Origin of the sequence: Pseudarthrobacter polychromogenes (assembly GCF_014644495.1) — a bacterium.
Taxonomy (GTDB): domain Bacteria; phylum Actinomycetota; class Actinomycetes; order Actinomycetales; family Micrococcaceae; genus Arthrobacter; species Arthrobacter polychromogenes.
Map to the genome: position 1 here is coordinate 234,801 of NZ_BMKU01000002.1, position 22,815 is coordinate 257,615.

Here is a 22,815-nt window from a genome sequence, read left to right on the forward strand (position 1 = left end):
TTGTCTGTGCACCGGGGTAGTCTTCTTCCTATGCGGGGGAGCAATGGGGCTACATCCCGCTATCGCGGGGATGTAGGGGAAAAGTTCATGTCAATCGAGCCACTCAGCTGGGGACGTGGGTCAACACCCCACGACGTTGGGCTGAACAGGGATGCCTCCGGCAAGCGGGAGGGTCAGCTGTGGTCTGCCCCTGCCCGGGGCGCAAACCTCGAATCGGTCCGCACGGCCCTCACCAGCGCCGATTCCCTCGGCGTGGTGATCACCGGGGGACGCGGCGTGGGGAAGTCCTCGCTGGCCCGGGCAGCGGTCATGGACCTGGGCCCGGACGTGTGGTCGCTGCAACTCCGCAGCGGTCCGGCCGGTTCCAGCACGCCGTACGGCTGCCTTTCCTTCCTCCTCGCACGGCTTCCGCAGGCCTACATGGGCTCTCCCACGGCAATACTGCGCGGCATCACCTCCCTGATCCGCAGCGATGCGGCCGGCCGCCCCTGCGTGATCACCCTGGACACCTGCGGAAGCATTGACGAGATGAGCGCGGGGGTACTGCTGAACGTACTCCTGACCGGCACGGCGAAGATCATTGCCGTGGCGCCCAAGATCAGTGACCTGCCGGCGGACTTCCACTGGCTGCTGACGGACCGGCGCCTCGCTGAAGTCCGGCTCAGCAACCTCAACGAGCTGCAGACCCGCCAGGTCCTGTTGTCCCTCCTCGGCCACCGGGTGTCGGCATCCCTGGTGGGCACCTACCACCACATGGTGGGCGGCAACCCGCTGTTGCTGAAGGCGCTCGTCACCGAACAGCAGCTGTCCGGGAACCTCGTCCTGTCCGACTCCGTCTGGACGCTGCGGGACAAAGTGGTGCTCGATGGCGCGGCCAGCCTCGACGACATCGTCCGCTCCCGCTGGTCCAGGGAGACGCCCGAAACCCGGGAAGTCATCGAGATGCTGTCCTGCGCGCGCCGGGTGGAACTCTCAAGGCTTACTGCCATCTACAGCGCCGAAGTTGTGGCGGACATGGAAGACGGCGGGTTGCTGGAGATCGACGCCTCAGACCACCGCTGGGTGTCGTTGCGCGAAAAGTACATTGGGGATGTGGTTCGCACCTGGCTGAGCATAGCCCGGCGCAGGGAGCTGCGGAGCGTGCTCCTGGGCGGCACGGAACCCGATCCTGGCGGGATGACGGTTGAGGAACTGATGGCTTTCGCCGCCTGGACCCACGAGTGCGAGGCGGACCTGAGTCCCGCCCTTGCACTCGCGGCTGCCGACGCTGCCGTCCAGCTGTTCGACCCACGGTTCGCCCTGACCTACGCGGAGATGCTTCGCCGGACGGACAGGGAATGGGTGGCCGGCCAGCGCCAGAAAGCCGCCGCCTACCTCCAGCTGGACATGCCCGTCCAGGCCATGGCCGCACTTGATGACATCTCGCAGCCTGAGCTTGACGGCCTCGATGTTGAGGAGTACTCCCACGTCATAGCCGCCAAGTCACACGTCATGATGTGGCTTCCGGAAGCAGCTGCCAAGGTGCCGGACCTGCTTGCCAAAGCCCGGCAGCGCCTTGAGCAGGCGCCGAGCCGCACGGCGTGGCCTGAGCCTGCTGCTGCGGCGGCCAACCGCGTCGCACTGAGCGAGTTCGAATACCGGGCCTTCGTGGGCGACTACGCCGCCATCATCCCGGCCCTTGAAAAAGCCTCGGATCCGGCTGTGAATCCGGATACCGGGCACCGTATGAATGCAGCCATCCTGCTGATGACCGCGCTGGCCATGACAGGGCGTGAAATGGATGCGCTCAGCGTCATGCGGCAGCTGGGAGGCCAGATCAGTGACGCCTCCCATATCGTCGGCCTGCGCGAACGGTACACCAAGGAGGCCTATCTGGTGCTGCTGACCGCGGGGCAGTGGCGGCGGTGCATCGACCTCCTGGGTCCGCAGGCCACGGACGAACCGCACAGCCTTCCCTTCCGGAGCGCCGCGACGGAGCTTGCGGCCGGCATCGCCTATGTCTATTCGGGCCGTGGCGCCGCTGCCTTGGACCCCCTGATCTCCGCGGCAGCACAGCTGGAGCTCCAACCTGTCCAGGCGGCACTCCGCTGCGCCTACGCAGCCATTGCACTGGCCCATGCCCAGACCGGCAATGCCGCGCAGGCACGCAAATACCTGGGCAAACTTCAGAGGACGTCCGGAAACTCCAGCTTCATTGCCGGGAGCATGGCGGAATTCTGCGCCCTTGTGGCGGGCCGCTGGCTGGGCGATCCCGACGCCGTTGCCGGGCTCAAGCAGTCCGCCCGCAGGGACATGGAGGCAGGGCGCTTCACCCTGGCCGGGATCAACCTTCTCGCGGCCACCGTGAACGGCAGTGACGCGGACTTCCGCCTGCTGGAGGAGATTGCGGGCCACCGCCAGGGTCCGCTGGCAGAGATCTCCCGGCTGATCGCCGTCGGCACCAGGACCAAGGACGCCAAGACCCTCCTCGCGGGCGGCGAGCTTGCCGCCACCCTGGAGCTGGATGCCGTGGAAGCAAGGTGCATGGCCCTCGCCGTGGATTTCGCACGCCAGGACGGCGACTCGCTCACGGCACGGACAGCCCAGGCCCGGCTCGATATCCTGGCTGCCACCGTGGCCAACCTTCCCATCGTGCCCAGCAGCGGAAGCCCGCTGCTGACCAGCCGGGAACGCCAGATTGCCCGGCTGGCAGGACGCGGCGCTTCGAACCGTGACATCGCCCTGGAGATGGGCGTCTCAGTCCGCACCGTGGAAGGCCACCTCTACCAGGTCTTCACCAAACTCGGCGTTACTTCCAGGGGTGATCTGACTGGACTCGTCTAACGTGCACAAGCCCAACACCGCGCAGCGTTTCCTCACGGGGCGGAAAGAGCCGCTGGACCGGATCTGCAACATTGTCCGGAACCGTGCCAGCCAGGCTGTTTTTATTATGGCGGGGCCCGGCATTGGAAAATCCTCCCTCACTGAGGCCATTTCCGAGCGTCTTACCGGGGAAATGAATGTGCTGCAGATGCACGGCAGTACCGCCCTCGCTGCGGTCCCTTTCGGTGTCCTGACTCCATTCACCGGTGACCTGACCGCCGAGGATTCGGTCTCTCCTGTCGCCGTCCTGCGGTCCATGTGGAGCTATTTCGAGGAAGTGAAAGCCGGCAACGGGGCGCCCGTCCTGCTCATCGTTGATGATGCGCACTACCTGGACGAGGATTCTGCCGGCGTGGTGGCGGAGCTGATTTCAGCAGGTTGGGCGACAGTGGTGGCGGCGGCGAGGCCGCGGCCAGGCCTGCCACAGCCGCTGGACCAGCTCTGGTACGACGGCCTGGCCGAACGCGTGGACCTGCGTCCGCTGAACCGGGAACAGATCGAGGAAGTCCTTGCCCATGTCCTGGACGGCACCGTCCCTGACGCCACCGTGGACGCCGTCTGGAGCGCCTCCGGAGGCAACCCGCGCGTCCTGGATGCCCTGCTGCATGACGCCGCGGAGTCCGGGATCCTGGCAAAACGGAACGGAATCTGGGTCCTGCTGGGCTCCTTGCCGACGGACGGTGTACGCCTTACGGCCGTGGTCACCAAGGATCACCTCCGGCGGCGGGCGGAGGAACAGGAAGCCCTGAAATTCATCGCACTGGCCGGACCCGTGGGCCGGAAAGTGATCGAAGACATTTGCGGGGCGGCAGTTGTCCGCTCCCTGCTGGACCAGCAGATGGTTGTCGAAAACTCCGGCGTCCCCTCCGAACTCACCATCTGGAACGGGCTGTTCGCAAAGGCCATCAGGAACACCATTTCCGTGTCCCGGAGCCTGCAGCTTCTGGAGAAAATCCGGGAGCACCAGGACCCTTCAAGCCTCCGCGGGGAAGGCCGGCTGCGGTTTGTGGAATGGTCCCTTGAATGCGGCCTGCGGGTGTCCGACGCCGACATGCTGGACGCCGCACGCGAGGCACTGGCCCGCTTCCGGAACTACAGCGCCCGGTCCATTGCTGCCAAGGTGCAGGACCCTGGACTTGTCCACCTTGGGCACGCCGTGCAAGCGCGCGCCCTGTATAACGAGGGCGCCTACGCAGAAGCTGCCGCACTGCTTGATGGCAGCTGGCTGCAGCTGGCCGAAGACCCCCACGGCACGTCGGTCCTGTTGCTGTGGACCTCAGCCCACCAGGCGACTGGCCGCCCTTTGGCTGACCTGGCGGAGGACGTTCGGGAGCGCCACCAAGGGTTGCCGGAGGCAATACGGACGGGGCAGGAAGAGCTGTTGCAGCTGCTGCAGTCCGGTGCGGACGTCAACGTGCAGGCGCTGTGCAGCCGTGTTGCGGATATCAGGAACCGCAGCTCCACGGGAAACGCCGGCGAACCTTTGAAGGCCATCGGCGAGGCGCTCCTGGCGCACGCCCTTGCCTCGGCCGGACGGGCCTCGGAAGGTCTGGACTCCGCGCTCCTTGCCGCGTCGGAGCTGCCGACGCTGGAAGACGACCTGTTCTTCTACTCCGAGTTCGTCCTGGGGCGGCTGGTCATTGACTACCTTGCCATGGGCGAGTGGGAATCCGCCGAGCGGGAACTCGAAAACTATGCGGCAGGACATGCTGCCGCAGCCGGGACGTTCAACGGCAGCCTGCAGGTGCTGCGCGGCTATTCAATGCTGCGGCAAGGCCGGATGGAGCGGGCCTACCAGCTGCTACTGCCCGCGGTGGAAGCCCTCAGGCTTAGCGATCCACTGCAGCTGTTCCGCTTCGGTTCGGCCCTCGGCTTCTACGTCGCCGCACGGCTCGGCGACACTGCCCAGGCAAAGCGGCTGGAGCAGGACTGCAAAGACGCGGTGGCAGGAGGCCCCGCCCATGAGTTCCTGGCAGACGCCTACGGTGCCGCCGCCTCAGAATACCTGGCCCGCGACGGCAAGGGCCTTGCGGCGCTGCACACCCTGGTGACCACCACGGAGGCCTCGTCAAGGGCCGGCACCCTGCTGGAGCTCCTGTCCCTGTGCTGGGACCTGGGCGATGCCTCGGTAATCCCCATGGTGCACAACGCGGCCCGCGCCGTGGAGGGCCGCTGGGCAGCTGCACTGCTGAAGCTGGCCGCCGACTGGGAGGCCGCTGACGGGGATACCCTGATGGAAACTGCCGCGGAGCTGGAGGAATCCGGCTTCGTCAACCTCGCCCGTGAGGCCTATGCCCGCGCCAGCACGGTGCTGGACCAGGCAGGGGAGCGGCGGCGGTCCAGGCAGGCAGTCGCCCAGCGCGAGAAGTGTGACCACGAACTCGGCGAGCGGTTCCGGGAAGGCCGGTTCATTGCGGCGGCCCCCGCGGTCCATCTCACCCGCCGTGAACAGGACATCGTTGAGCTCGCCGTACAGGGCCTCACGGACCGCGAGATCGCCCAGCGCCTGATGGTCTCCGTCAGGACAGTGGAGGGGCACCTGTACCGCACCTACGTGAAGCTGGGCGTACGCAGCCGGGACGAGCTGGACTCGGCACTCCCCAAGTAGCCGGCACCCGGACATCGACGCCTCCAGGCTGCTCCAGTGGACGCAGCCGGGCGTCCTCCTGCCCTTTACGCGTTTGCTCGTGGCGCCCGCCCACGGTTTGAAGCATGCCTACCGGGTATCAGCCCCCGATCCCGGTAGTACCCGGTCATGGAATTCGAGTACTGCCTACTCGTGTACGTCCGTGCCCCGCAGGCTTTACTTAAAGAGGTGAAGGAAGCGGCCGGTACACAGGCCGCAAACCCCCGCCTGAGAAGTTCAAGGTCTCGCAAGCTTCCGGTCACGGTGACCGGGCCAGACGGGGCCGGCGACGTCAGAGTCTTCTGAGACCGAGACTCTCCCCCCAGCCGTCGCCGGCCCTCCAATCCGCGGGGCTGAAGCCCGGAGCGGACGTGGCGGCTGCCCCTCCCGGGCGGCCGCCACAGCCGTGCTGTGGGACAATTGAGTGTCATTGGTTGGCATCTCAAGGAGTACGTCTTGGCCGTAGTATCAACGCCGCCCACGCTGGAGCGCGCCCTGCCGGTCATGGATAACGCCGAGGTCCTCCGCATCCGCAATGACTTCCCGGTCCTGAACCAGCTGGTCAATGGCCAGCCGCTGGTCTACCTCGATTCCGGGGCCACCTCCCAGAACCCCCTGAGCGTCATTGAAGCCGAACAGGAATTCTATGAGCAGCGCAATGCCGCGGTGCACCGTGGCGCCCACCATCTCGCAGTGGAGGCCACCGAGGTGTTTGAGGATGCCCGGCAGACCATCGCTGACTTCATCGGCGCTGACTACGCGGAAACCATCTGGACCTCGAACGCCACCGAGGGCCTGAACCTGATCAGCTATGCCTTGTCCAACGCAGGCTTGTGGGCTGCCCAGGGCCGGGGTGACGCGGGGCTCAAAGAGCTTGCCCTGAACCCGGGCGATGAAATTGTGGTGACGGAAATGGAGCACCACGCCAACCTGATTCCCTGGCAGGAACTGGCCTTCCGCACCGGCGCCACCCTGCGCTACATACCCATCGACGACGCCGGATCACTCCGCATGGACCTGGCCGGTGGCATCATCGGGAGCCGTACCCGGGTGCTGGCGTTCACCCACGCTTCAAATGTCCTGGGGACCATCACCCCCGTCGCAGAGCTTGTCGGGCTGGCCCGGAAAGCCGGCGCGCTGGTGGTCCTGGACGCGTGCCAGTCAGCCCCGCACCTGCCTCTGGACGTCAAGGGACTCGATGTCGACTTTGCTGTCTTCTCCGGCCATAAGATGCTTGCCCCCACAGGAATCGGGGTGCTGTACGGGAAACAGGAACTGCTGGACATCCTGCCGCCCTTCCTCACCGGCGGCTCCATGATCACCACCGTCACCATGGAACGGGCTGAGTACCTTCCCGCACCCCAGCGCTTCGAAGCCGGTACGCAGAGGATTTCCCAGGCGGTGGCTCTTGCGGCGGCGGCGAACTACCTCACGGAAACGGGCCTGGACCGGATCCACCAGTGGGAAGCCGGGCTCGGCCAACGCATGGTTGCCGGACTGGAGTCCATCCCGGGGATCCGGGTTCTGGGTCCGGCCGCCGGACAGGAACGGATCGGTCTTGCCGCCTTCGATGTCGAGGGTGTCCATGCCCATGACGTGGGGCAGTTCCTGGACTCGAAGGGAATTGCCGTGCGCGTTGGCCACCACTGCGCCCAGCCCCTGCATCGCCGGCTGGGATTGACGGCCACCACCAGGGCAAGCGCCTACCTGTACAACACAACGCACGACGTCGACCAGTTCCTGGATGCCGTCGCCGGCGTGCGGGCCTATTTCCGCGCATAGCAGGGAAGACCGAAGGTAACACCATGAGCCTTGACCAGCTGTACCAGCAGATCATCCTGGACCATTCCAAGGCCCGGCACGGCAGCGGCCTTGCGGGGACAGCGGCGCCCGAGGGCGCGAACACCGGCCAGTCGCACCAGCTCAACCCGGTGTGCGGGGACGAAGTCACCCTGAGGGTCGCCGTCGAGGACGGAAAAGTGGCCCAGGTTTCGTGGGACGGGGCGGGCTGCTCCATCTCCATGGCGTCCGCATCGGTGCTCAGTGAACTGGCCGAGGGCATGACGGTGGCGGAGCTGCACCAGGCCATCGACAGCTTCCGCGAAGTCCTGCGCTCACGCGGGAAAGTCTCCGCGGATCCTGACCTGCTGGGGGACGCTGCGGCGTTCGAAGGCGTTGCCCGCTATGCGGCCCGGGTCAAGTGCGCCATGATTTCCTGGGTTGCCGCGGAGGACGCACTCAACCAGGCCGCCTGAGCCCGGAGTCCCTCCTCGGGGTTCCCTGGGACAACAAAAGGCCCTCCTCCCGACGGGACGAGGGCCTTCCATCATGCACTTTAAGATTGCAGTGCGGTTACTGCCGGCAGGCCCGTTCAGCCGGCCATCGCCATGACGCCGATGACGGCAGTGGCGGCGCCAAGCACCATGGAGATGCTCACCAGCACCACATGGACGGTCAGGAACCTGGTGGCCTTGCCAGCGGAGTTCCGGGCGCGCGGATCCTTCATGACCCGGCGCAGGAACTGCGGCCAGACCACCAGGGACCAGACTCCCGCAATGATGAGGACCAGTGAGGCGAAAACCGGCAGTTCCACGGGTTAGTGGCTTTCCAGCCAGGCCTGTGCCTGCTTGGCCTGCAGGTTCAGGGCCTTTGCCACCATCGGCTCAGCGGCGTCAGCAATCTTCCCGCCAAGGAACGGCACCGAGGACTTTACTGCGCCTTCAAGCTCAACGCGGGTGCCGCCGTCGGCAGCCACGAGCCGCTGCACGGCGGTGACGTCAACGGGTGCGCCGGAAATCTTCAGCGAGATGTTGCTCTGGCGGGAGCCGTCCGCAGCCGGAGCGTCCCAGTTTTCCACCTGGGTGACCTTGAGCTGCTCACCCACGAACTTACGGGCGATCTCGGGGAGGCGGGTGGTGGGCAGGGTCCGCACGGAAGTGGCGCTGAAGGCTCCGGCAACGTCTCCCTCCACGGTGAAGGACTCCAGTGAGCCGCCCACGAGCTGGCTGACGTGGCGCTGGAAGTCCTCGTTCACCAGGACAGCTGCCACGTTGTCGACGGAGTGCGGAAGGGTGGTGGTTGCGCTCAGGGCCATGTGTCCTCCTGGGACGTGCGGAACGGTTTTAACTCCACACATCCTACGGGCTTTGCTCTGCGTGCTCCGCATCCGCGATCTTTTGGGCAGCGGTGGTGATGTTCCGTGCCATGGCCGGGAAGATCAGGCTGTGGAAGGGAAGCACGGCCAGCCAGTACAGCCTTCCGCTGAGCCCTTTGGGGAAGAAGATGGCACGCTGGCGGTAGCGGCTCCCGGCCCCGTCAGGCTCCACGGAGAGCTCCAGCCAGGCACGCCCCGGAGCCCGCATCTCGGCCCGCAGCCGCAGCAGCTTCCCGCGGTCGATCCGTTCCACACGCCACCAGTCAACAACCTCCCCGGTGGCCAGGGTGTGGGGATGCCGCCGCCCGCGCAGGAGCCCGGCGCCCCCGGTCAGCTTGTCCAGCCAGCCGCGCACCTGCCATGCCAAGGGGAGGGAGTACCAGCCGTTCCGCCCGCCGATGCCTTCGATCACTGTCCACACGTGGGCAGGGTCCACGTCGCCGTGGAAGGTCCGCTCGTCGATGTAGACCTTGTGCCCGGCCCACTCGGGGTCGCTGGGCAGGGGATCGGAAGCAGCCCCGGCATTGGCCCACGTTGTTTGCACCTGGCCGTCGCGTTCCTTGCCGAGGGCCAGGGCGACGGCGGTGCGGTAGGTGGTCAGTCCTCCCTCGGGCTGCGGGATGAACTGGTCGATGTCGTGCTCGTCGGACACGGCATCGTGCTGGAGCGACTGGACCAGCGGTACGGCCATGGATAACGGGATGGGGGTGGTCAGGGCAACCCACATGCCGGCAAGCTTGGGCGCCGGGACGGGCAGCGCCAGCACCACCCGGTAGGGGAGCCCGGCCTCGGCCGCGTATTCCTTCATCATGCCGGCGTAGGTGAGGACCTGCCGGCAGCCGATGTCGAACGTGCGGTTGATGGGCCCCTCAAGGGACGCCGCCGAGACAAGGTAGTACAGGACGTCCCGCACCGCGATGGCTTCGATCCGGTTGCGGACCCAGCTGGGTGCCGGCATGAGCGGCAGCGTCTCGGAGAGGTGGCGGATCATTTCGAAAGACGCCGAGCCTGAGCCGATCACCACGCCGGCCTGGAACACGATGGCGTCCACGGGGCTGTCCAGGAAGACTTTCCCCACCGCTTCGCGGGAGCGCATGTGCGTGGACAGTTCGACTCCCGTGGGGTGCAGCCCGCCGAGGTAGACAATCCTGCCGACTCCCGCGGCCGCAGCGGCCTCGGCCGCCGTCCGGGCCATGGCCTGCTCCTTGGTTTCAAAGCCTGACCCGGCCGCCATGGAATGCACCAGGTAGTAGAAGACGTCGACGCCGTCCAGCGCCTCCCGGAGCGCTGCGCCGTCGTCAAGGCTGCTTTCGACGACCTCCACGTGGTCCCGCCACGGCACTCCGGCGATTTTGTCAGGGGAGCGCACCAGGACCTTCACCGTGTGGCCGGCCTCCAGGAGCTTGGGCACAAGCCGGCCCCCGATGTAGCCGGTGGCTCCGGTGACCAAAACGGTCCTGGGTGTCCGCGGGGTGCTGCTGGTTTCAGTCATGGTGGCTCCTTATCGTCCACAGGCCATTCGGAGCGGCCCGCGGTCTGGACGGCTGCTGCCTGCGAAGACTGTTGCCGGCATCAGCTGCCGGCCTCGTCCGTCACTGCCAGCCTAGCCCTGCGCCAGGTTGCCAGTCCCGCGCCAGGGTGCCAGCCCTGTTCCAGCGCGCTGGTTTTGTGCCAGCCACGCATTGTCGGAGCTGCGCGGTAGGCTGGGTTTACCCGGGATTCGCAGCGAATTTCGGGTTTTCGCGTTGCCTGCTTTTTCCGTAACACCACAGGAGCTTCTGCCATGAGCCTTCCCGGCCCGTCCAATCACGGTCCGTCCCTGGACGGACTCCGCCGCGCACTCGCCGCGGACCAGACCTTCGCGCGCGTCCGCGCCGAGGCTGCCCGCGGCTTCGCGGTCCGCGGCCAGGATTACCAGATCAGCGCACCCGCCGGGCTGAGGGCTGTGCTTCTTGCTGAGATGGCGGACGGCATAGCCGCAGCCGGCACAGCGGACGACGCCGGCGGGTCCGGTGTGGTTCTGGCCGTCACCGCGACCGGCCGTGAGGCTGAGGACCTGACGGCAGCGCTGCGGGCATTCCTGCCGGCCGACTGCGTGGCCGAGTTTCCCAGCTGGGAGACCCTGCCGCACGAGCGCCTCTCGCCTCGTTCAGACACTGTGGGCCGGCGACTCTCAGTGCTTCGCCGGCTGGCGCATCCGGAAACGTCGACGGCGGGCCCAGTCCGGATTGTGGTGGCTCCCGTCCGCGCCGTGGTCCAGCCGGTGGTCGCAGGCCTGGGCGAGCTCGTCCCGGTTACCTTGAAGGTGGGCCAGGAACGGCCCTTCACCGAGGTGGTGCGGAGCCTCTCCGACGCAGCCTACGCCCGGGTGGACATGGTGACGCACCGCGGTGAATTTGCCGTCCGCGGCGGGATCATCGACGTCTTTCCGCCCACCGAGGACCACCCCATCCGCGTGGAATTCTTTGGCGACGAAGTGGACCAGATGCGCTGGTTCGCCGTGGCAGACCAGCGCTCGCTGTCCTCGCCCGGCCTGCACCACCCCACCGAGCTGCACGCGCCGCCCTGCCGCGAAATCCTCATCACCCCGTCCGTGATGTCCCGGGCAGCCACCCTCAAGGCGCAGCTCCCGGCAGCGGCAGACATGCTTGAAAAGATCGCCGGCGGGATCGCCGTGGAGGGCATGGAATCCCTGGCTCCGGTGCTGGTGGACGCCATGGTCCCGTTCGTGGAGCAACTGCCTGCGGGTTCCATCTCGGTCATCATTGAACCCGAGAAAGTCCGCACCCGCGCCCACGACCTCGCGGCCACCAACGAGGAGTTCCTCGAAGCGGCCTGGTCCACCGCGTCCGACGGCGGCACGGCGCCTTTGGACCTGACCTCGCAGGCGAGTGCCGCGCTCCACTCCGCCAGCTTCCGGTCCCTCACGGAAACGCGCACCTCCTCCCTGGAGCACGGGGTCTCCTGGTGGTCCATCACGTCGCTGGCGCAGGACGAGGAACTGCTCCCGGATATTGACGTCCTGAACCTGCATGCCAGGGAACCGCGGGGCTACCAGGGCGATGTGGCCGAGATGATGGACTTCATCGGTTCCCACGTCCGGGACCAGTGGCGGATCGTCGTCGCCACTGAAGGCCCCGGGCCCGCCCAGCGCCTGGCGGAGCTGTTCCACGAGAACGACATCCCCTGCGCCCGGGTGGACAGCCTGGACCACGAGCCCCAGGCGGGCATCATCGAGGTGACCACTGCCGCCGTCGGACGCGGTTTTGTCCTGGACGGCCTCAAACTGGGCCTGCTCACCGAAGCCGACCTGCTGGGGCGCACCTCCGCCGGATCCACCAAGGACATGCGCCGGATGCCTTCTAAGCGGCGGAACGCGGTGGACCCGCTGCAGCTCGTCGCCGGGGACCACGTGGTCCACGAACAGCATGGCATTGGAAAGTTCGTGGAATTGATCCAGAGGAAGGTCGCCGGTGGCGGTGACGGGGTGCGCGAGTACCTGGTGCTGGAGTATGCACCGTCCAAGCGCGGCGCGCCGGGGGACCGGCTCTTCGTTCCCACGGACCAGCTGGACCAGGTGACCCGCTACGTGGGCGGGGATACCCCCGTCCTGAGCAAGATGGGCGGCGCGGACTGGGCCAGCACCAAGTCCAAGGCGCGCAAGGCCGTCAAGGAGATCGCCGGGGAGCTCATCCGGCTGTACTCTGCCCGGATGGCATCCCGCGGGCACGCATTCGGGCCTGACACCCCCTGGCAGCGCGAGCTGGAGGAAGCCTTCCCCTACGTGGAGACCCCGGACCAGCTGACCACCATCAACGAGGTCAAGGCCGACATGGAGCGCGAGATCCCCATGGACCGGCTGGTCTCCGGCGACGTGGGCTACGGCAAGACGGAGATCGCGGTACGCGCCGCGTTCAAGGCGGTCCAGGACGGCAAGCAGGTGGCCGTCCTCGTGCCCACCACGCTGCTGGCCCAGCAGCACTACGAGACCTTCACCGAACGGTTCTCCGGCTTCCCCCTGCGCGTGAAGCCGCTCTCCCGTTTCCAGGCGTCCAAGGAAGCCAAGGAGACGGCGGAAGGCGTCAAGAACGGCACCGTGGACGTGGTGATCGGCACGCACCGGCTCCTGTCCAAGGATTTCGAGTTCAAGGACCTTGGCCTGGTGATCGTGGACGAGGAACAGCGCTTCGGGGTGGAGCATAAGGAAGCGCTCAAGAAGATGCGCACCAACGTGGACGTGCTCGCCATGAGCGCAACCCCCATCCCGCGCACCCTGGAGATGTCCCTCACCGGCATCCGGGAAACCTCCACCCTGGCCACGCCGCCGGAGGAACGGCACCCGGTCCTGACGTACGTGGGCCCCTACACGGACAAACAGACCTCCGCCGCCATCCGCCGGGAGCTGATGCGCGAAGGCCAGGTGTTCTTCGTCCACAACCGGGTGTCCACCATCGAACGGACGGCCGCCAAGATCCGTGAGCTGGTGCCCGAGGCCCGGGTCGAGGTGGCGCACGGCAAGATGTCCGAAAGCCGCCTGGAACAGATCATCGTGGACTTCTGGGAGAAGCGCTTTGACGTCCTGGTGTGCACGACCATCATCGAAACCGGGCTGGACATCTCCAACGCCAACACCCTGATCGTGGACGGCGCGGACAAGTACGGCCTGTCCCAGCTGCACCAGCTCCGCGGACGCGTGGGCCGCGGCCGGGAACGCGCCTACGCTTACTTCCTCTACCCGTCGGAGAAGCCGCTAGGCGAGGTGGCCCTGGAGCGGCTCAAAGCCGTGGCCACGCACAACGAGCTCGGCGCGGGCATGCAGCTGGCCATGAAGGACCTGGAAATCCGCGGTGCCGGCAACCTGCTGGGCGGTGAACAGTCCGGCCACATCCAGGGCGTCGGATTCGACCTGTACATCCGCCTTGTGGGCGAGGCCGTGGCGGACTTCCGCGGCGAGGCCGAGGAAAAGGCAGCAGAGATGAAGATCGAACTGCCGGTGAACGCCCACCTTCCGCACGACTACGTGCCTGGGGAGCGGCTGCGCCTGGAGGCGTACCGCAAGCTCGCCGCTGCGCTCACCAACGAGGCCATCGACGAGGTCCTGGCGGAACTGGTGGACCGGTACGGAGAGCCGCCGCTGCCGGCCCAGAACCTTGTGTCCGTGGCCCGCTTCCGCGTGGGCGCCCGTAAAGCCGGCCTGTCCGATGTTGCCCTGCAGGGCAACTTCATCAAGTTCTCGCCGGCCACCCTTCCGGAATCCAAAGTCATGCGGCTGAATCGCATGTATCCGGGGTCCCAGTCCAAGCCGGCGCTTGATGCCGTGCTGGTCCCCAAACCGAAGACGGCAAGGATCGGCGGGCGTGACCTGCAGGATGCGGAGATCCTGGAATGGGCCAACGGGGTCATCCGCAACATCTTCTCCGACGCGCCGCTCGCCGCCCCGGCAGTCAGCGGATAGCCGCATGATGGGAGGACACCACGCCGCGTCGGGAGCCGCGGCGTGGGTGGCCATTGCCTCGACAGGCCCCTACACGCTGGGCTGGTACCCGCTGGATGCCACCGGGATCCTGATCGGCGGAATGGCGACGGCGGGAACAGCCCTGGTGTGTGACTGGGACCACCGGCACAGCACAGTAGCGAATTCCCTGCCGCCGCTGTCCAACGTGATTGCCGTCGGAATTGAAAATGCCAGCGGCGGACACCGCCAGGGGACGCACTCCGTCCTCGGCGCGGCCTTCTTTGTCCTGCTGGCCACGCTGGCGGGGCAGGTCCAGCTGCAAACGGACTGGGGCCTGCTGTCCGTGGGCGCCGGGCTGCTGTGCATGTTCATGATCAACATTGCGGCCAAGGCCTTGAAGCTGTTCCCGAAGGCGGGGTTCATCAGCAATTGGATCTTTGCGCTGACCATGGCGGGCCTGGTCACCTGGTTCGCGCCGGACCAGTGGACCTGGCTTCCGGTATCCATGCTGACGGGCGTTGTGGTCCATATCGTGGGGGACCTGGTCACCACCGGCGGTGTTCCTCTGCTGTGGCCCCTGGTGATCAGGCCGCCGAAACCCCTGCGCCGGGTGCCGCTGCTGCGCCAGGTGTGGCGGCCCAACGGGGCACTGTCCCTCCCGCTGCTGGGACGGGCCGGGTCAAAACGCGAGTGGCTTGTCCTGATCCCGGTGAGCGCCTACGCCATGGTGGGCCTGTCCGTGGCCGCCTGGTCCTTGGCCAACGCCCACTGGGGCCGCGCGGCCGATGCCGCGGTGGCGTGGGCGCGCATCTGGTTCTGAACCTGAAGCGGAAGCAAAAGACCCTTGGACAGTTTAATGTCCAAGGGTCTTGCGATTCATTATCCCAACTGAGTAGCGCTAGGTGTCGTTTTGGCGCTTCATAACGACACTTAGCGCTACTCAGTTGGGGCTAGTGTTCGCCGGCGGAGTCCGAGCGGCCCAGGATGCTCTGCGGAATCCAGAAGGCCAGGGCAAACAGGCCAAGGCAGACTGCCATTGGCCAGGGGTTATCCAGTGTCAGGAAGGAGAGCGAGTACACGGATCCCAGGAACAGCGCGATCATGACGACAAAAAGGAGGATGCTCGTGCCGAGCTTGTTCTCGTTCTGCGGGGTCTGGATGGTCCCTTCGTGGGACGATGAGCCCTGGCTGGACGCCGTGATCTTGCTGGACATAGTTCCTCCTCGGCCCCGCGGGGCTCAATCTGTGGCGGCTTCCGGTGCCTTCAGTACGACGATGAACCCTGTTCACCGTTCACAATGGCAATCCCGGAGCTGGCACCAATACGTGTTGCACCTGCTGCAATCATAGCCTGCGCATCAGCAAGGGACCGTATACCGCCGGAGGCCTTGACGCCCAGGCCGGGCCCCACCGTTGCGCGCATCAGGGCGATGTCCTCCGCTGTTGCACCGCCGCCGTTGAACCCGGTGGAGGTCTTCACAAAGTCCGCGCCGGCTTCCACGGCTGCCTCGCAGGCCGTGACCTTCTGGCTGTCGGTGAGCAGCGCGGTTTCGATAATGACCTTCAGGATCGCGCCGCTGGCGTGCACTGCCTCGGCCACGGAGGAGATGTCCTCGATGAGCGCGCCCTTGTCCCCGGCCCTGGCAGCAGCGATGTTGATGACCATGTCCACTTCATCGGCCCCGTCCAGCACCGCGCCGCGGGCTTCGAAGGTCTTGACGTCGGTGGGGGTGGCACCCAGCGGAAACCCCACCACTGAGCAGGTGAGGACCCCGGTGCCCCGGAGTGCGGTCTTGACGGTTTTGACCCAGACGGGGTTGACGCAGACGGACTTGAAACCGTATTCCGCCGCTTCCGCGCACACCTGGAGGACGTCGGTTTCCCCAGCCTCAGGCTTCAGCAGCGTGTGGTCGATGTAGGACGCTATGCTGCCGGAACCTTCTGCGCCGGTGGCTGCTGTCTGAACGGAAGGGGTGGCTTCGTTGCTCATGATGGTCCTCTCCAGGGGCCTGTGGGCCGGGCGTTGTAACGCCCGTGACTCGTTTCGGAACCATCTTGCCACAGCCCGGATCGGCGCCCGCCCGGGGACGGGCGGCCCTCCCGTCAGGCCGCGGCCTGCAGCGGGACGGCGCCCGAGCCAGCCGAGGCCGCGGTCAGCAACTGGGTGGCGCAGGCGCCCGCAGCGGAAGCCGCGGCAACCAGCAGTCCCAGCCGGACGCCGTCGAACGCTGCGGCGTCACCGAGGGCCCAGACGCCGGGGACCGACGTCCGGAAGTCCTGGCTGATGACAATCCCTCCGCTGGGCGCGGTCCGCAGGCCGGCGCTGGCGGCCAGTCCGTCCCGTGAAACCCGCTCCTCCGCCAGGACCACCAGGTCACCGTTCATGCTGCTGCCGTCTTCGAAGATCACCGCGGACGCAGCCAGGCCGGACGCGGACGTGCCGGGAACGACGGCGGCCGGGCGGGCCGTGGTGCGGATCGGGCGGACGCCCTGGGCGCGGAGCACGGCCTCAGCCTGGCCGGCCGCCGTGCCGTTGCCCACCAGGATGCCCAGGGGGCGGCGTCCCAGCTCCCTGGCTACCTCGCTGACGGCCTCCCCGATCCGGGCGGCATCGTCAATGGTGGAGTAACTCAGGCAAGCGCCCGCCCCTTCCACCGGGCTGGCCACGGGTGCCGATCCGGTGGCGATGACCAGCTGGTCATAGGCGAATTCCATGCCGTCCGCGGTGGCCACGGTGCGGTTGACGGCGTCGATGTGGCTTGCCGGCTGGCCGAACCGGACCGAGACCTGCGGCAGCAGCGCCAGCTCCAGCAGTTCCTCCGGGGTGTCGTCCCGGTTGCTCAGCACGGTGATGGTGCCGGTGAAACGGGCCCGGTCCAGCTGGCTGACAAGCGCCTGGGCAGCAGGGCCCGCCCCCGCGATGACGATGCGGGTGGCGGTGGAGTTGGATGGGGAGGGTGCCGGAGCGGACATGTGCTGGCCCTTTCGCTGGCGGCCGGGAGCGGCCGGAACTTCGTGATGGAACCCAGCGTAGGCGCGTGCTTTTTCCGGCGTGTTTCCCCGCAGTTGCTGTTTAAAGGCACGGTGTTCGCCAGTTTTTACCGGCCGGTAACAGAACCCGTGACCTGCCTCTCATCCGCCAGCTGGCCGACACATTTGCCCTGTGCCGCTGCCCGTCGGTGCTGTCCGTCCCGGGAACCCTAGACGCGGATACGGTAGCCGCGCTTCACCACCGTTTCCACCAGGCGGCCGTCAGGCAGTGAAGAGCGGAGACGGCTGACGGTCATGTCCAGGGCATGGACGGAACCGCGGAGTTCCAGCAGGTCCGAGAGCGATTCCCGGGACAGGACCGCGCCGCCGGCACCGAGCAGGGCCCGCAGGAGCAGCAGCGGTGCAGGGGCGAGTTCCACCGGCTGCCCGTTGATGCGCAGGCTGCGGCCGCGCAGCTCGATGTTGCCGGACCTGGTGTCCAACCGGCGCACGTGGTTGAGCGCGAGGTGCTCGCACACCAGACGGATCAGCGCCCCCATCCGGAAGCGTTCCGGGATCAGCGGGGTCACGCCGGCGTCCAGCAGGGGCTGTGCCGTGACCGGACCCACCACTGCCGTGGTGACGTTGGTCTTCAGGCTCTCGATCAGCTGCTTGTAGACGCCCATTTCGTGGGCGGTGCTCCACATGGCATCCACCGCGGGTGCGCTGGTGAAGGTGAGGACGTCCAGGTTCCCGCTGCAGGCAGCCTCGATGAGCCGGGGGAGCCGGTCCTCGCCGTCGGGCTTCACCCAGCGGTACGGCGTGACTGTCAGGACGGTGGCGCCGGACATGCGCAGGCGTTCCAGCTGCCGCACGTCGGTGTAGCCGTGCAGCTGCACGGCGACGGTTTTGCCGCGCACGCCCTCGGCCAGCAGCATGTCCACCAGTGTTGCGGTGGTTTCGTCGCTGCTGATTCCGACGTCGGCAAGGCCGGCGGCGCGCACCGCACCGCGGGCCTTGGGTCCGCGGACGAACATCCGGCAGGCGCCCAGGGTCTCAAGCAGCTGCTCGCCGATACCGAAGGAATCCGCGGCCTCGCACCAGCGCCGCATCCCGTAGGCGGTGGTGGCGATGCAGAGATCCGGCCTGGCCGCGATGATGGCCCTGGTGTCGTCGATGAGCCGCATGTCCTCCTGCACGGGTGCGATTTTCAGGGCGGGGGCGTGAAGGACTTCCGCTCCGCGGCGTTCCAGCGCCTCGATCAGGTCCTGGGACCGCCGGTGCGAGGTGACACCGATGCGGAAACCCTCTAGGGGAGCCTCTGCGGCGTCGGGTGCTTCTTCAGGCGTTTGTTCGACCTGCGGTGGTTCGGCCGGTGCAAGTGCAGTCATGGGGGTCAATCCTTTCACGAACCCAGCAGCGAGGCCGCCAGCCTGTCCAGGTCGGCCGCGGCCTCAGCATGCCCGCGGTTGGCCTCAGCCACCCGGACCACCTCGCCGATGACCAGCACGGCAGGGTTGCTGCACCCGGCGGCGGCGGAGGCGATGGTGCCCAGATCCGCGATGGTGGTGCGCTGGCCAGGGCGGTAGCCGCGCTCCACCACGGCCATGGGCATGTCAGCCCGCATTCCGGCCCGGCGGAGTCCGGCAGCGAGCTGGTGGAGGGTTCCGATGCCCATCAGCACCACGATGGTCCCGCCCAGGCCGGCAAGGTGCTGGTGCTCTTTTTCGGTCAGCGGGGCGTGGCCGGACACCACGGTGAACATGTGGCTGACCTCGCGGTGGGTGACGGGGATGCCCGCGGCAGCGGGGACGGAAATGGCGCTGGTGACGCCGGAGATAACGCGGACCTTGACGCCGGCGGCCACGCAGGCGGCAACTTCCTCGCCGCCGCGGCCGAAGACATACGGGTCTCCGCCCTTGAGGCGGACCACGTTGTTGCCGGCCAGGGCGCTTTCCACCATGAGCTTCTCAATGTCGCCCTGGCTTACCTTGTGGTGGCCGGGCTTCTTGCCCACGTCCACGAGTTCGGCCGAGGTGAGCGACGGGAGTTCCTGGTATGGGGCGAGCCGGTCGTAGAACACCACATCGGCGTCGCGGAGGGCCTTGACCGCGGCGACGGTGAGGAGCTCGGTGGTGCCGGGGCCGCCGCCCACCAGGGTGACGTGGCCCGGGGTGCCGGCAGCCGGCTCAACAGCGACCGGAATGCCCGTGTCCCGGCAGCGGCCAAGGAGGGAGTCCCAGCCGGGCTGTCCGTCGTCCACAGCTGCAACCAGGAAGGGGCGTTCGGGCAGCGGGCCGTCGTGCGCCGCGCCCTGCGGAGTGCTGAGGCGGTAGACGACGGCGCCGGCGGCTTCGTAGCGGCGGACCGCCTGGCGGGCAGCGTGCTCCGAACCCGTCACCAGTACTTCACGGCCGGTGAGATCAATGCTGAGCTGCATGCCTATACCTCGTTCTCGTTGTTTGACCGGACCGGGATGGAGGCCCCGATGAGGACTGGCTGCTGGCCGGCTGCCGCCTTCTCCTCGGCGGTGGCGGGGCGCATCTGGCCGCGCTCGTCCGGGACGAAGGTGATGGAGTCGTCCTTCTGGTCGGGTGCGTTGACGAAGGAGCGGAAGCGGCGCAGCCGCTCGGGGTCCTTCAGGGTGTCAGCCCACTCGTCGATGTAGGTATCCACGTGCTTGGCCATGGCCGCCTCGAGGTCCGCGCCGATGCCCAGGGTGTCCTTGACCACCACGTCCTCAACGTGCTTGATGCCGCCGTCGAGCTCTTCCTGCCACCGCGCTGTGCGCTGCAGCCGGTCTGCGGTGCGGATGTAGTACATGAAGTAGCGGTCGATGTACTTGATCAGCGTTTCGTCGTCGAGGTCCTTGGCGAGCAGCTGGGCGTGGGCGGGTGTTGCGCCGCCGTTGCCGCCGACGTAAAGGTTCCAGCCGTCCGCGGTGGCAATGACGCCCACGTCCTTGCCGCGCGCCTCGGCGCATTCCCGGGCGCAGCCGGAGACGCCCATCTTAAGCTTGTGCGGGCTCCGCAGGCCGCGGTAGCGCAGTTCCAGCTGGATGGCCATGGCCACGGAGTCCTGGACGCCGAAGCGGCACCAGGTGGAACCGACGCAGGACTTCACTGTACGAAGGCTCTTGCCGTAGGCCTGGCCGGATTCGAATCCGGCGTCCACAAGCTCCTTCCAGATTTCCGGCAGCTGCTCCAGGCGGGCACCGAACATGTCGATCCGCTGGCCGCCGGTGATCTTGGTGTACAGGTTGTACTTTTCGGCGACGGCGGCGATCACGCCGAGCTTCTTGGGGGTGATTTCGCCGCCGGCGATGCGGGGGACCACCGAGTAGGTGCCGTCCTTCTGCATGTTGGCCAGGGCGCGGTCGTTGGTGTCCTGCAGGGTGCCGCGGCCGGCATCCAGGACGTAGGCGCTGTTCTGGCTGGCCAGGATGTTGGCGATGGTGGGCTTGCAGATGTCGCAGCCCGCGCCGGTGCCGTACTTGGCCATGATCTCTTCGAAGGAGGTGAGTTCCAGGACACGGATGGCGTCGAAGAGTTCCTGGCGGGACAGTTCGATGTGCTCGCAGAGTGCCTTGGAGACCTCGACGCCGGACTTGGTGAGTTCGGTTTCCAGCAGCTTCTTGAGCATAGGCACGCAGGAACCGCACTGGGTGCCGGCGCGGGTGCAGCCCTTCAGCTCGCCCAGTTCCTGGACGGGGGCGTTGCCCTCGCAGGCGCCGCAGCCGTTGATGGCATCGCGGATGCTGCCGGCGGTGACGTTGTTGCAGGAGCAGAGGGTGGCGTCGTCCGGAAGTTCCGTTTCGGGGGCTTCGCCACCGCCTGCCGCGGTGAGGAACGCGCCGGGCTCGGCGGGAAGTTCGCGGCCGAGGAGCGGGCGGAGGCTCATGTACGGTGAGGCGTCGCCCACGAAGATGCCGCCCAGAAGGGTCTTGGCATCGTCCGTGGTGACGATCTTCTGGTAGACGCCGCGGGCGGGGTCGGCGTACACGATTTCCAGCGCGTGCTCGGTCCTGGCGAACGCGTCGCCGAAGCTGGCCACGTCCACGCCGGACAGCTTGAGCTTGGTGGCGGTGTCGAAGCCGGGGAACGTGGCGTCGCCGCCGTGCAGCCGGTCGGCCACAATCTCCGCCATGGTGTTGGCGGGGGCCACCAGGCCCAGGCACATGCCGCCGAAGTTGGCCACCTCGCCGATGGCCCAGATGCCGGGCACTTCGGTTTCGCAGTAGTCGTTGATGACCACGCCGCCGCGGGGACCCAGGCTGAATACCTGTTCCTCGCCCTCGGCGGCGCGGAAGAGTTCGTCACGGGGCCGGACGCCGATGGCCACAATGACCATGTCTGCTTCGATGATGCGGCCGTCCGCCATGAGGACGCCGGTGACCTGGCCGTCGTCGTCGGACAGGACTTCCGAGGGGAAGACGCCGCCGTGGACCTCGAAGCCCTTGGCCTTGATGAGCCGTCCCATGGCCTGGCCGGCACCTTCGTCGAGCTGGGTGGCCATCAGCCACTGCGAACCGTCGATGACGATCGGGTTGGCACCCAGCTGCTCCGTGCCGGCGGCGGATTCGAGGCCAAGGAGGCCGCCGCCGATGGTGACTGCGTTGACCTTGCGGCCCAGCTTCTCTTTCAGCCCGGCGATGGCCTCGTTGATGGCCCATACGTCTTCGAGGGTGCGGTAGACGTGCGTGTGCTCGGCGCCAGGGATGGGCAGGCGTGCGGCGTTCGAGCCGGTGGCCACCACCAGCTCGTCGTAGCCGAAGGTGTTGCCGGCAGCCGTCTCCACGGTCTTGGCTTCGGCGTTGATCTTGATGACCCGCTCGCCGGTCTTGAGCTCCAGGGACGGGTGGTCCCACATGGAGGCAGTTCCCAGCGTAAGGTCCACGTCCTTGTCCGTGAGGGCCTTGGAGAGGGCAACGCGGTCGTAGGGAAAATGGGCTTCCTCAGTGAGGACCGTGACATGCCAGCCATCGAGGCCACGGGCATGCATTGCGTCCGCAAAACGGTGGGCCGCGGGGCCGCCGCCGGCGACGACGATGCGGCGCGGAGTCTCTGTGCTTGAAGTCTGTTCGGTCACTGATGGGCCTTTCGCATGGGCCGCAGTGGAACTGCAGCCTTCTCTGTCGAGCTGTCCATCCAGACTAGGGAGACGCAGTTTCGCTTCAGTTTCCCAATTGTTTCGTCAACTTAACTTCTGCATCACGAACGCATTTCCGGCCGTGTGAGGTGTCTTTTACGCGCCGGACACATTCACTGCACGCCTCTGAAACACCCGGAGCCTAGCGTGGTTCACGGCTGCAAAGGCGGCCCACTGAGAAGGATTACCCGCACAGGGAGAGGAGCCGGACATGACGGCAACACTGGAACTTGGGGCACTCGAAGCCGGCCTTGACGAGGCGGTATCCGGGATCACGGGCGGCTGGCACAGCGTTTGCCCGGTGGCGGACCTGGAAATCGCCTGGGGCGAGGCAGCCCTGGTTGCGGGACGCCAGATTGCCCTTTTCCGCACCGGCGCCACTGAAGTTTTCGCGGTAGCGCATGAGGACCCTGCCACGGGAGCACATGTCATGGCGCGTGGGATCCTGGGCTCACGCGGCGAGCGCGCCACTATCGCCTCGCCGCTGCACAAGGAGGTCTACGACCTTGAAACCGGCGAATGCTTCAGCACGCCCGGCCTGGCCATTGCCACCTTCCGCGCCCGCATCAGCGACGGCATGGTCGAGATTGAGCTGTAGCG

General features: G+C 67.0%; 16 protein-coding genes. 7 read left to right on the forward strand and 9 right to left on the reverse strand.

Annotation, left to right across the window (positions count from 1 at the left end; translation table 11 throughout):
- Positions 1-87: 87 nt before the first annotated feature.
- The 4 genes from IEX43_RS04355 (at position 88) to sufU (ending at position 7,743) form a co-directional block, all read left to right on the forward strand.
- The gene (locus tag IEX43_RS04355) at positions 88-2,823 is read left to right on the forward strand and encodes a LuxR C-terminal-related transcriptional regulator (protein WP_188809237.1); all 2,736 of its coding nucleotides are present in this window, start codon (positions 88-90) and stop codon (positions 2,821-2,823) included.
- A gap of 1 nt (position 2,824) precedes the next feature.
- Positions 2,825-5,470 carry a helix-turn-helix transcriptional regulator gene (locus IEX43_RS04360; protein ID WP_229666311.1) on the forward strand — a complete coding sequence of 882 codons (2,646 nt, stop codon included), beginning with the start codon at positions 2,825-2,827 and terminating at the stop codon, positions 5,468-5,470.
- A 474-nt stretch (positions 5,471-5,944) separates the two neighbouring features.
- A complete protein-coding gene (locus IEX43_RS04365; protein ID WP_188809238.1) occupies positions 5,945-7,270 on the forward strand; it encodes a SufS family cysteine desulfurase in 1,326 nt (441 codons plus the stop codon).
- A 23-nt stretch (positions 7,271-7,293) separates the two neighbouring features.
- Positions 7,294-7,743 (forward strand): Fe-S cluster assembly sulfur transfer protein SufU, encoded by a 450-nt coding sequence (gene sufU, locus IEX43_RS04370; protein WP_104185331.1) that lies wholly within the window; start codon positions 7,294-7,296, stop codon positions 7,741-7,743.
- A gap of 116 nt (positions 7,744-7,859) precedes the next feature.
- Here sufU and IEX43_RS04375 read toward each other — a convergent pair whose 3' ends face one another.
- Genes IEX43_RS04375 through IEX43_RS04385 form a run of 3 tightly spaced genes read right to left on the reverse strand, consistent with a single transcriptional unit; the run spans position 7,860 to position 10,134 of the window.
- Positions 7,860-8,081 carry an SCO4848 family membrane protein gene (locus IEX43_RS04375; protein ID WP_188809239.1) on the reverse strand — a complete coding sequence of 74 codons (222 nt, stop codon included), beginning with the start codon at positions 8,079-8,081 and terminating at the stop codon, positions 7,860-7,862.
- Positions 8,082-8,084: 3 nt separating this feature from the next.
- The gene (locus IEX43_RS04380; RefSeq protein WP_188809240.1) at positions 8,085-8,582 is read right to left on the reverse strand and encodes a DUF2505 domain-containing protein; all 498 of its coding nucleotides are present in this window, start codon (positions 8,580-8,582) and stop codon (positions 8,085-8,087) included.
- Positions 8,583-8,625: 43 nt separating this feature from the next.
- Positions 8,626-10,134 (reverse strand): SDR family oxidoreductase, encoded by a 1,509-nt coding sequence (locus IEX43_RS04385; RefSeq protein ID WP_188809241.1) that lies wholly within the window; start codon positions 10,132-10,134, stop codon positions 8,626-8,628.
- Positions 10,135-10,425: 291 nt separating this feature from the next.
- On the opposite strand from IEX43_RS04385, the gene mfd reads away from it, so the two are divergent.
- Both mfd and IEX43_RS04395 read left to right on the forward strand, forming a co-directional pair.
- Positions 10,426-14,097 (forward strand): transcription-repair coupling factor, encoded by a 3,672-nt coding sequence (gene mfd / locus IEX43_RS04390; protein WP_188809242.1) that lies wholly within the window; start codon positions 10,426-10,428, stop codon positions 14,095-14,097.
- A gap of 4 nt (positions 14,098-14,101) precedes the next feature.
- Complete coding sequence (locus IEX43_RS04395; protein ID WP_188809243.1) at positions 14,102-14,917, forward strand: metal-dependent hydrolase; 816 nt, start codon at positions 14,102-14,104, stop codon at positions 14,915-14,917.
- A 130-nt stretch (positions 14,918-15,047) separates the two neighbouring features.
- Here IEX43_RS04395 and IEX43_RS04400 read toward each other — a convergent pair whose 3' ends face one another.
- From IEX43_RS04400 to nirB, 6 genes are all read right to left on the reverse strand, one after another.
- The gene (locus IEX43_RS04400; protein ID WP_188809244.1) at positions 15,048-15,311 is read right to left on the reverse strand and encodes a hypothetical protein; all 264 of its coding nucleotides are present in this window, start codon (positions 15,309-15,311) and stop codon (positions 15,048-15,050) included.
- A 50-nt stretch (positions 15,312-15,361) separates the two neighbouring features.
- On the reverse strand, positions 15,362-16,087 hold the full coding sequence (gene deoC / locus IEX43_RS04405; protein ID WP_188809245.1) for a deoxyribose-phosphate aldolase: 726 nt from the start codon (positions 16,085-16,087) through the stop codon (positions 15,362-15,364).
- 113 nt (positions 16,088-16,200) lie between these two features.
- Positions 16,201-17,070 carry an FAD-dependent oxidoreductase gene (locus tag IEX43_RS04410; protein WP_188809246.1) on the reverse strand — a complete coding sequence of 290 codons (870 nt, stop codon included), beginning with the start codon at positions 17,068-17,070 and terminating at the stop codon, positions 16,201-16,203.
- A gap of 227 nt (positions 17,071-17,297) precedes the next feature.
- Positions 17,298-18,458 (reverse strand): uroporphyrinogen-III synthase, encoded by a 1,161-nt coding sequence (locus IEX43_RS04415; protein ID WP_188809247.1) that lies wholly within the window; start codon positions 18,456-18,458, stop codon positions 17,298-17,300.
- Between the two features lie 14 nt (positions 18,459-18,472).
- The gene (cobA, locus tag IEX43_RS04420) at positions 18,473-19,507 is read right to left on the reverse strand and encodes a uroporphyrinogen-III C-methyltransferase (RefSeq protein WP_188809248.1); all 1,035 of its coding nucleotides are present in this window, start codon (positions 19,505-19,507) and stop codon (positions 18,473-18,475) included.
- A 2-nt stretch (positions 19,508-19,509) separates the two neighbouring features.
- Positions 19,510-22,155 (reverse strand): nitrite reductase large subunit NirB, encoded by a 2,646-nt coding sequence (gene nirB, locus IEX43_RS04425; RefSeq protein WP_188809249.1) that lies wholly within the window; start codon positions 22,153-22,155, stop codon positions 19,510-19,512.
- Positions 22,156-22,426: 271 nt separating this feature from the next.
- On the opposite strand from nirB, the gene nirD reads away from it, so the two are divergent.
- Positions 22,427-22,813 (forward strand): nitrite reductase small subunit NirD, encoded by a 387-nt coding sequence (gene nirD, locus IEX43_RS04430; protein WP_188809250.1) that lies wholly within the window; start codon positions 22,427-22,429, stop codon positions 22,811-22,813.
- The last annotated feature ends 2 nt before the right edge of the window (positions 22,814-22,815 follow it).

Excerpts from the sequence above, each read along its gene's own strand:
- IEX43_RS04355 (WP_188809237.1), top strand. The coding sequence starts at position 88 with ATGTCAATCGAGCCACTCAGCTGGGGACGTGGGTCAACACCCCACGAC.
- IEX43_RS04400 (WP_188809244.1), bottom strand. The coding sequence starts at position 15,311 with ATGTCCAGCAAGATCACGGCGTCCAGCCAGGGCTCATCGTCCCACGAA.
- nirD (WP_188809250.1), top strand. The coding sequence starts at position 22,427 with ATGACGGCAACACTGGAACTTGGGGCACTCGAAGCCGGCCTTGACGAG.
- IEX43_RS04415 (WP_188809247.1), bottom strand. The coding sequence starts at position 18,458 with ATGACTGCACTTGCACCGGCCGAACCACCGCAGGTCGAACAAACGCCT.
- cobA (WP_188809248.1), bottom strand. The coding sequence starts at position 19,507 with ATGCAGCTCAGCATTGATCTCACCGGCCGTGAAGTACTGGTGACGGGT.
- sufU (WP_104185331.1), top strand. The coding sequence starts at position 7,294 with ATGAGCCTTGACCAGCTGTACCAGCAGATCATCCTGGACCATTCCAAG.
- deoC (WP_188809245.1), bottom strand. The coding sequence starts at position 16,087 with ATGAGCAACGAAGCCACCCCTTCCGTTCAGACAGCAGCCACCGGCGCA.
- mfd (WP_188809242.1), top strand. The coding sequence starts at position 10,426 with ATGAGCCTTCCCGGCCCGTCCAATCACGGTCCGTCCCTGGACGGACTC.
- IEX43_RS04410 (WP_188809246.1), bottom strand. The coding sequence starts at position 17,070 with ATGTCCGCTCCGGCACCCTCCCCATCCAACTCCACCGCCACCCGCATC.
- IEX43_RS04380 (WP_188809240.1), bottom strand. The coding sequence starts at position 8,582 with ATGGCCCTGAGCGCAACCACCACCCTTCCGCACTCCGTCGACAACGTG.
- IEX43_RS04395 (WP_188809243.1), top strand. The coding sequence starts at position 14,102 with ATGATGGGAGGACACCACGCCGCGTCGGGAGCCGCGGCGTGGGTGGCC.
- IEX43_RS04385 (WP_188809241.1), bottom strand. The coding sequence starts at position 10,134 with ATGACTGAAACCAGCAGCACCCCGCGGACACCCAGGACCGTTTTGGTC.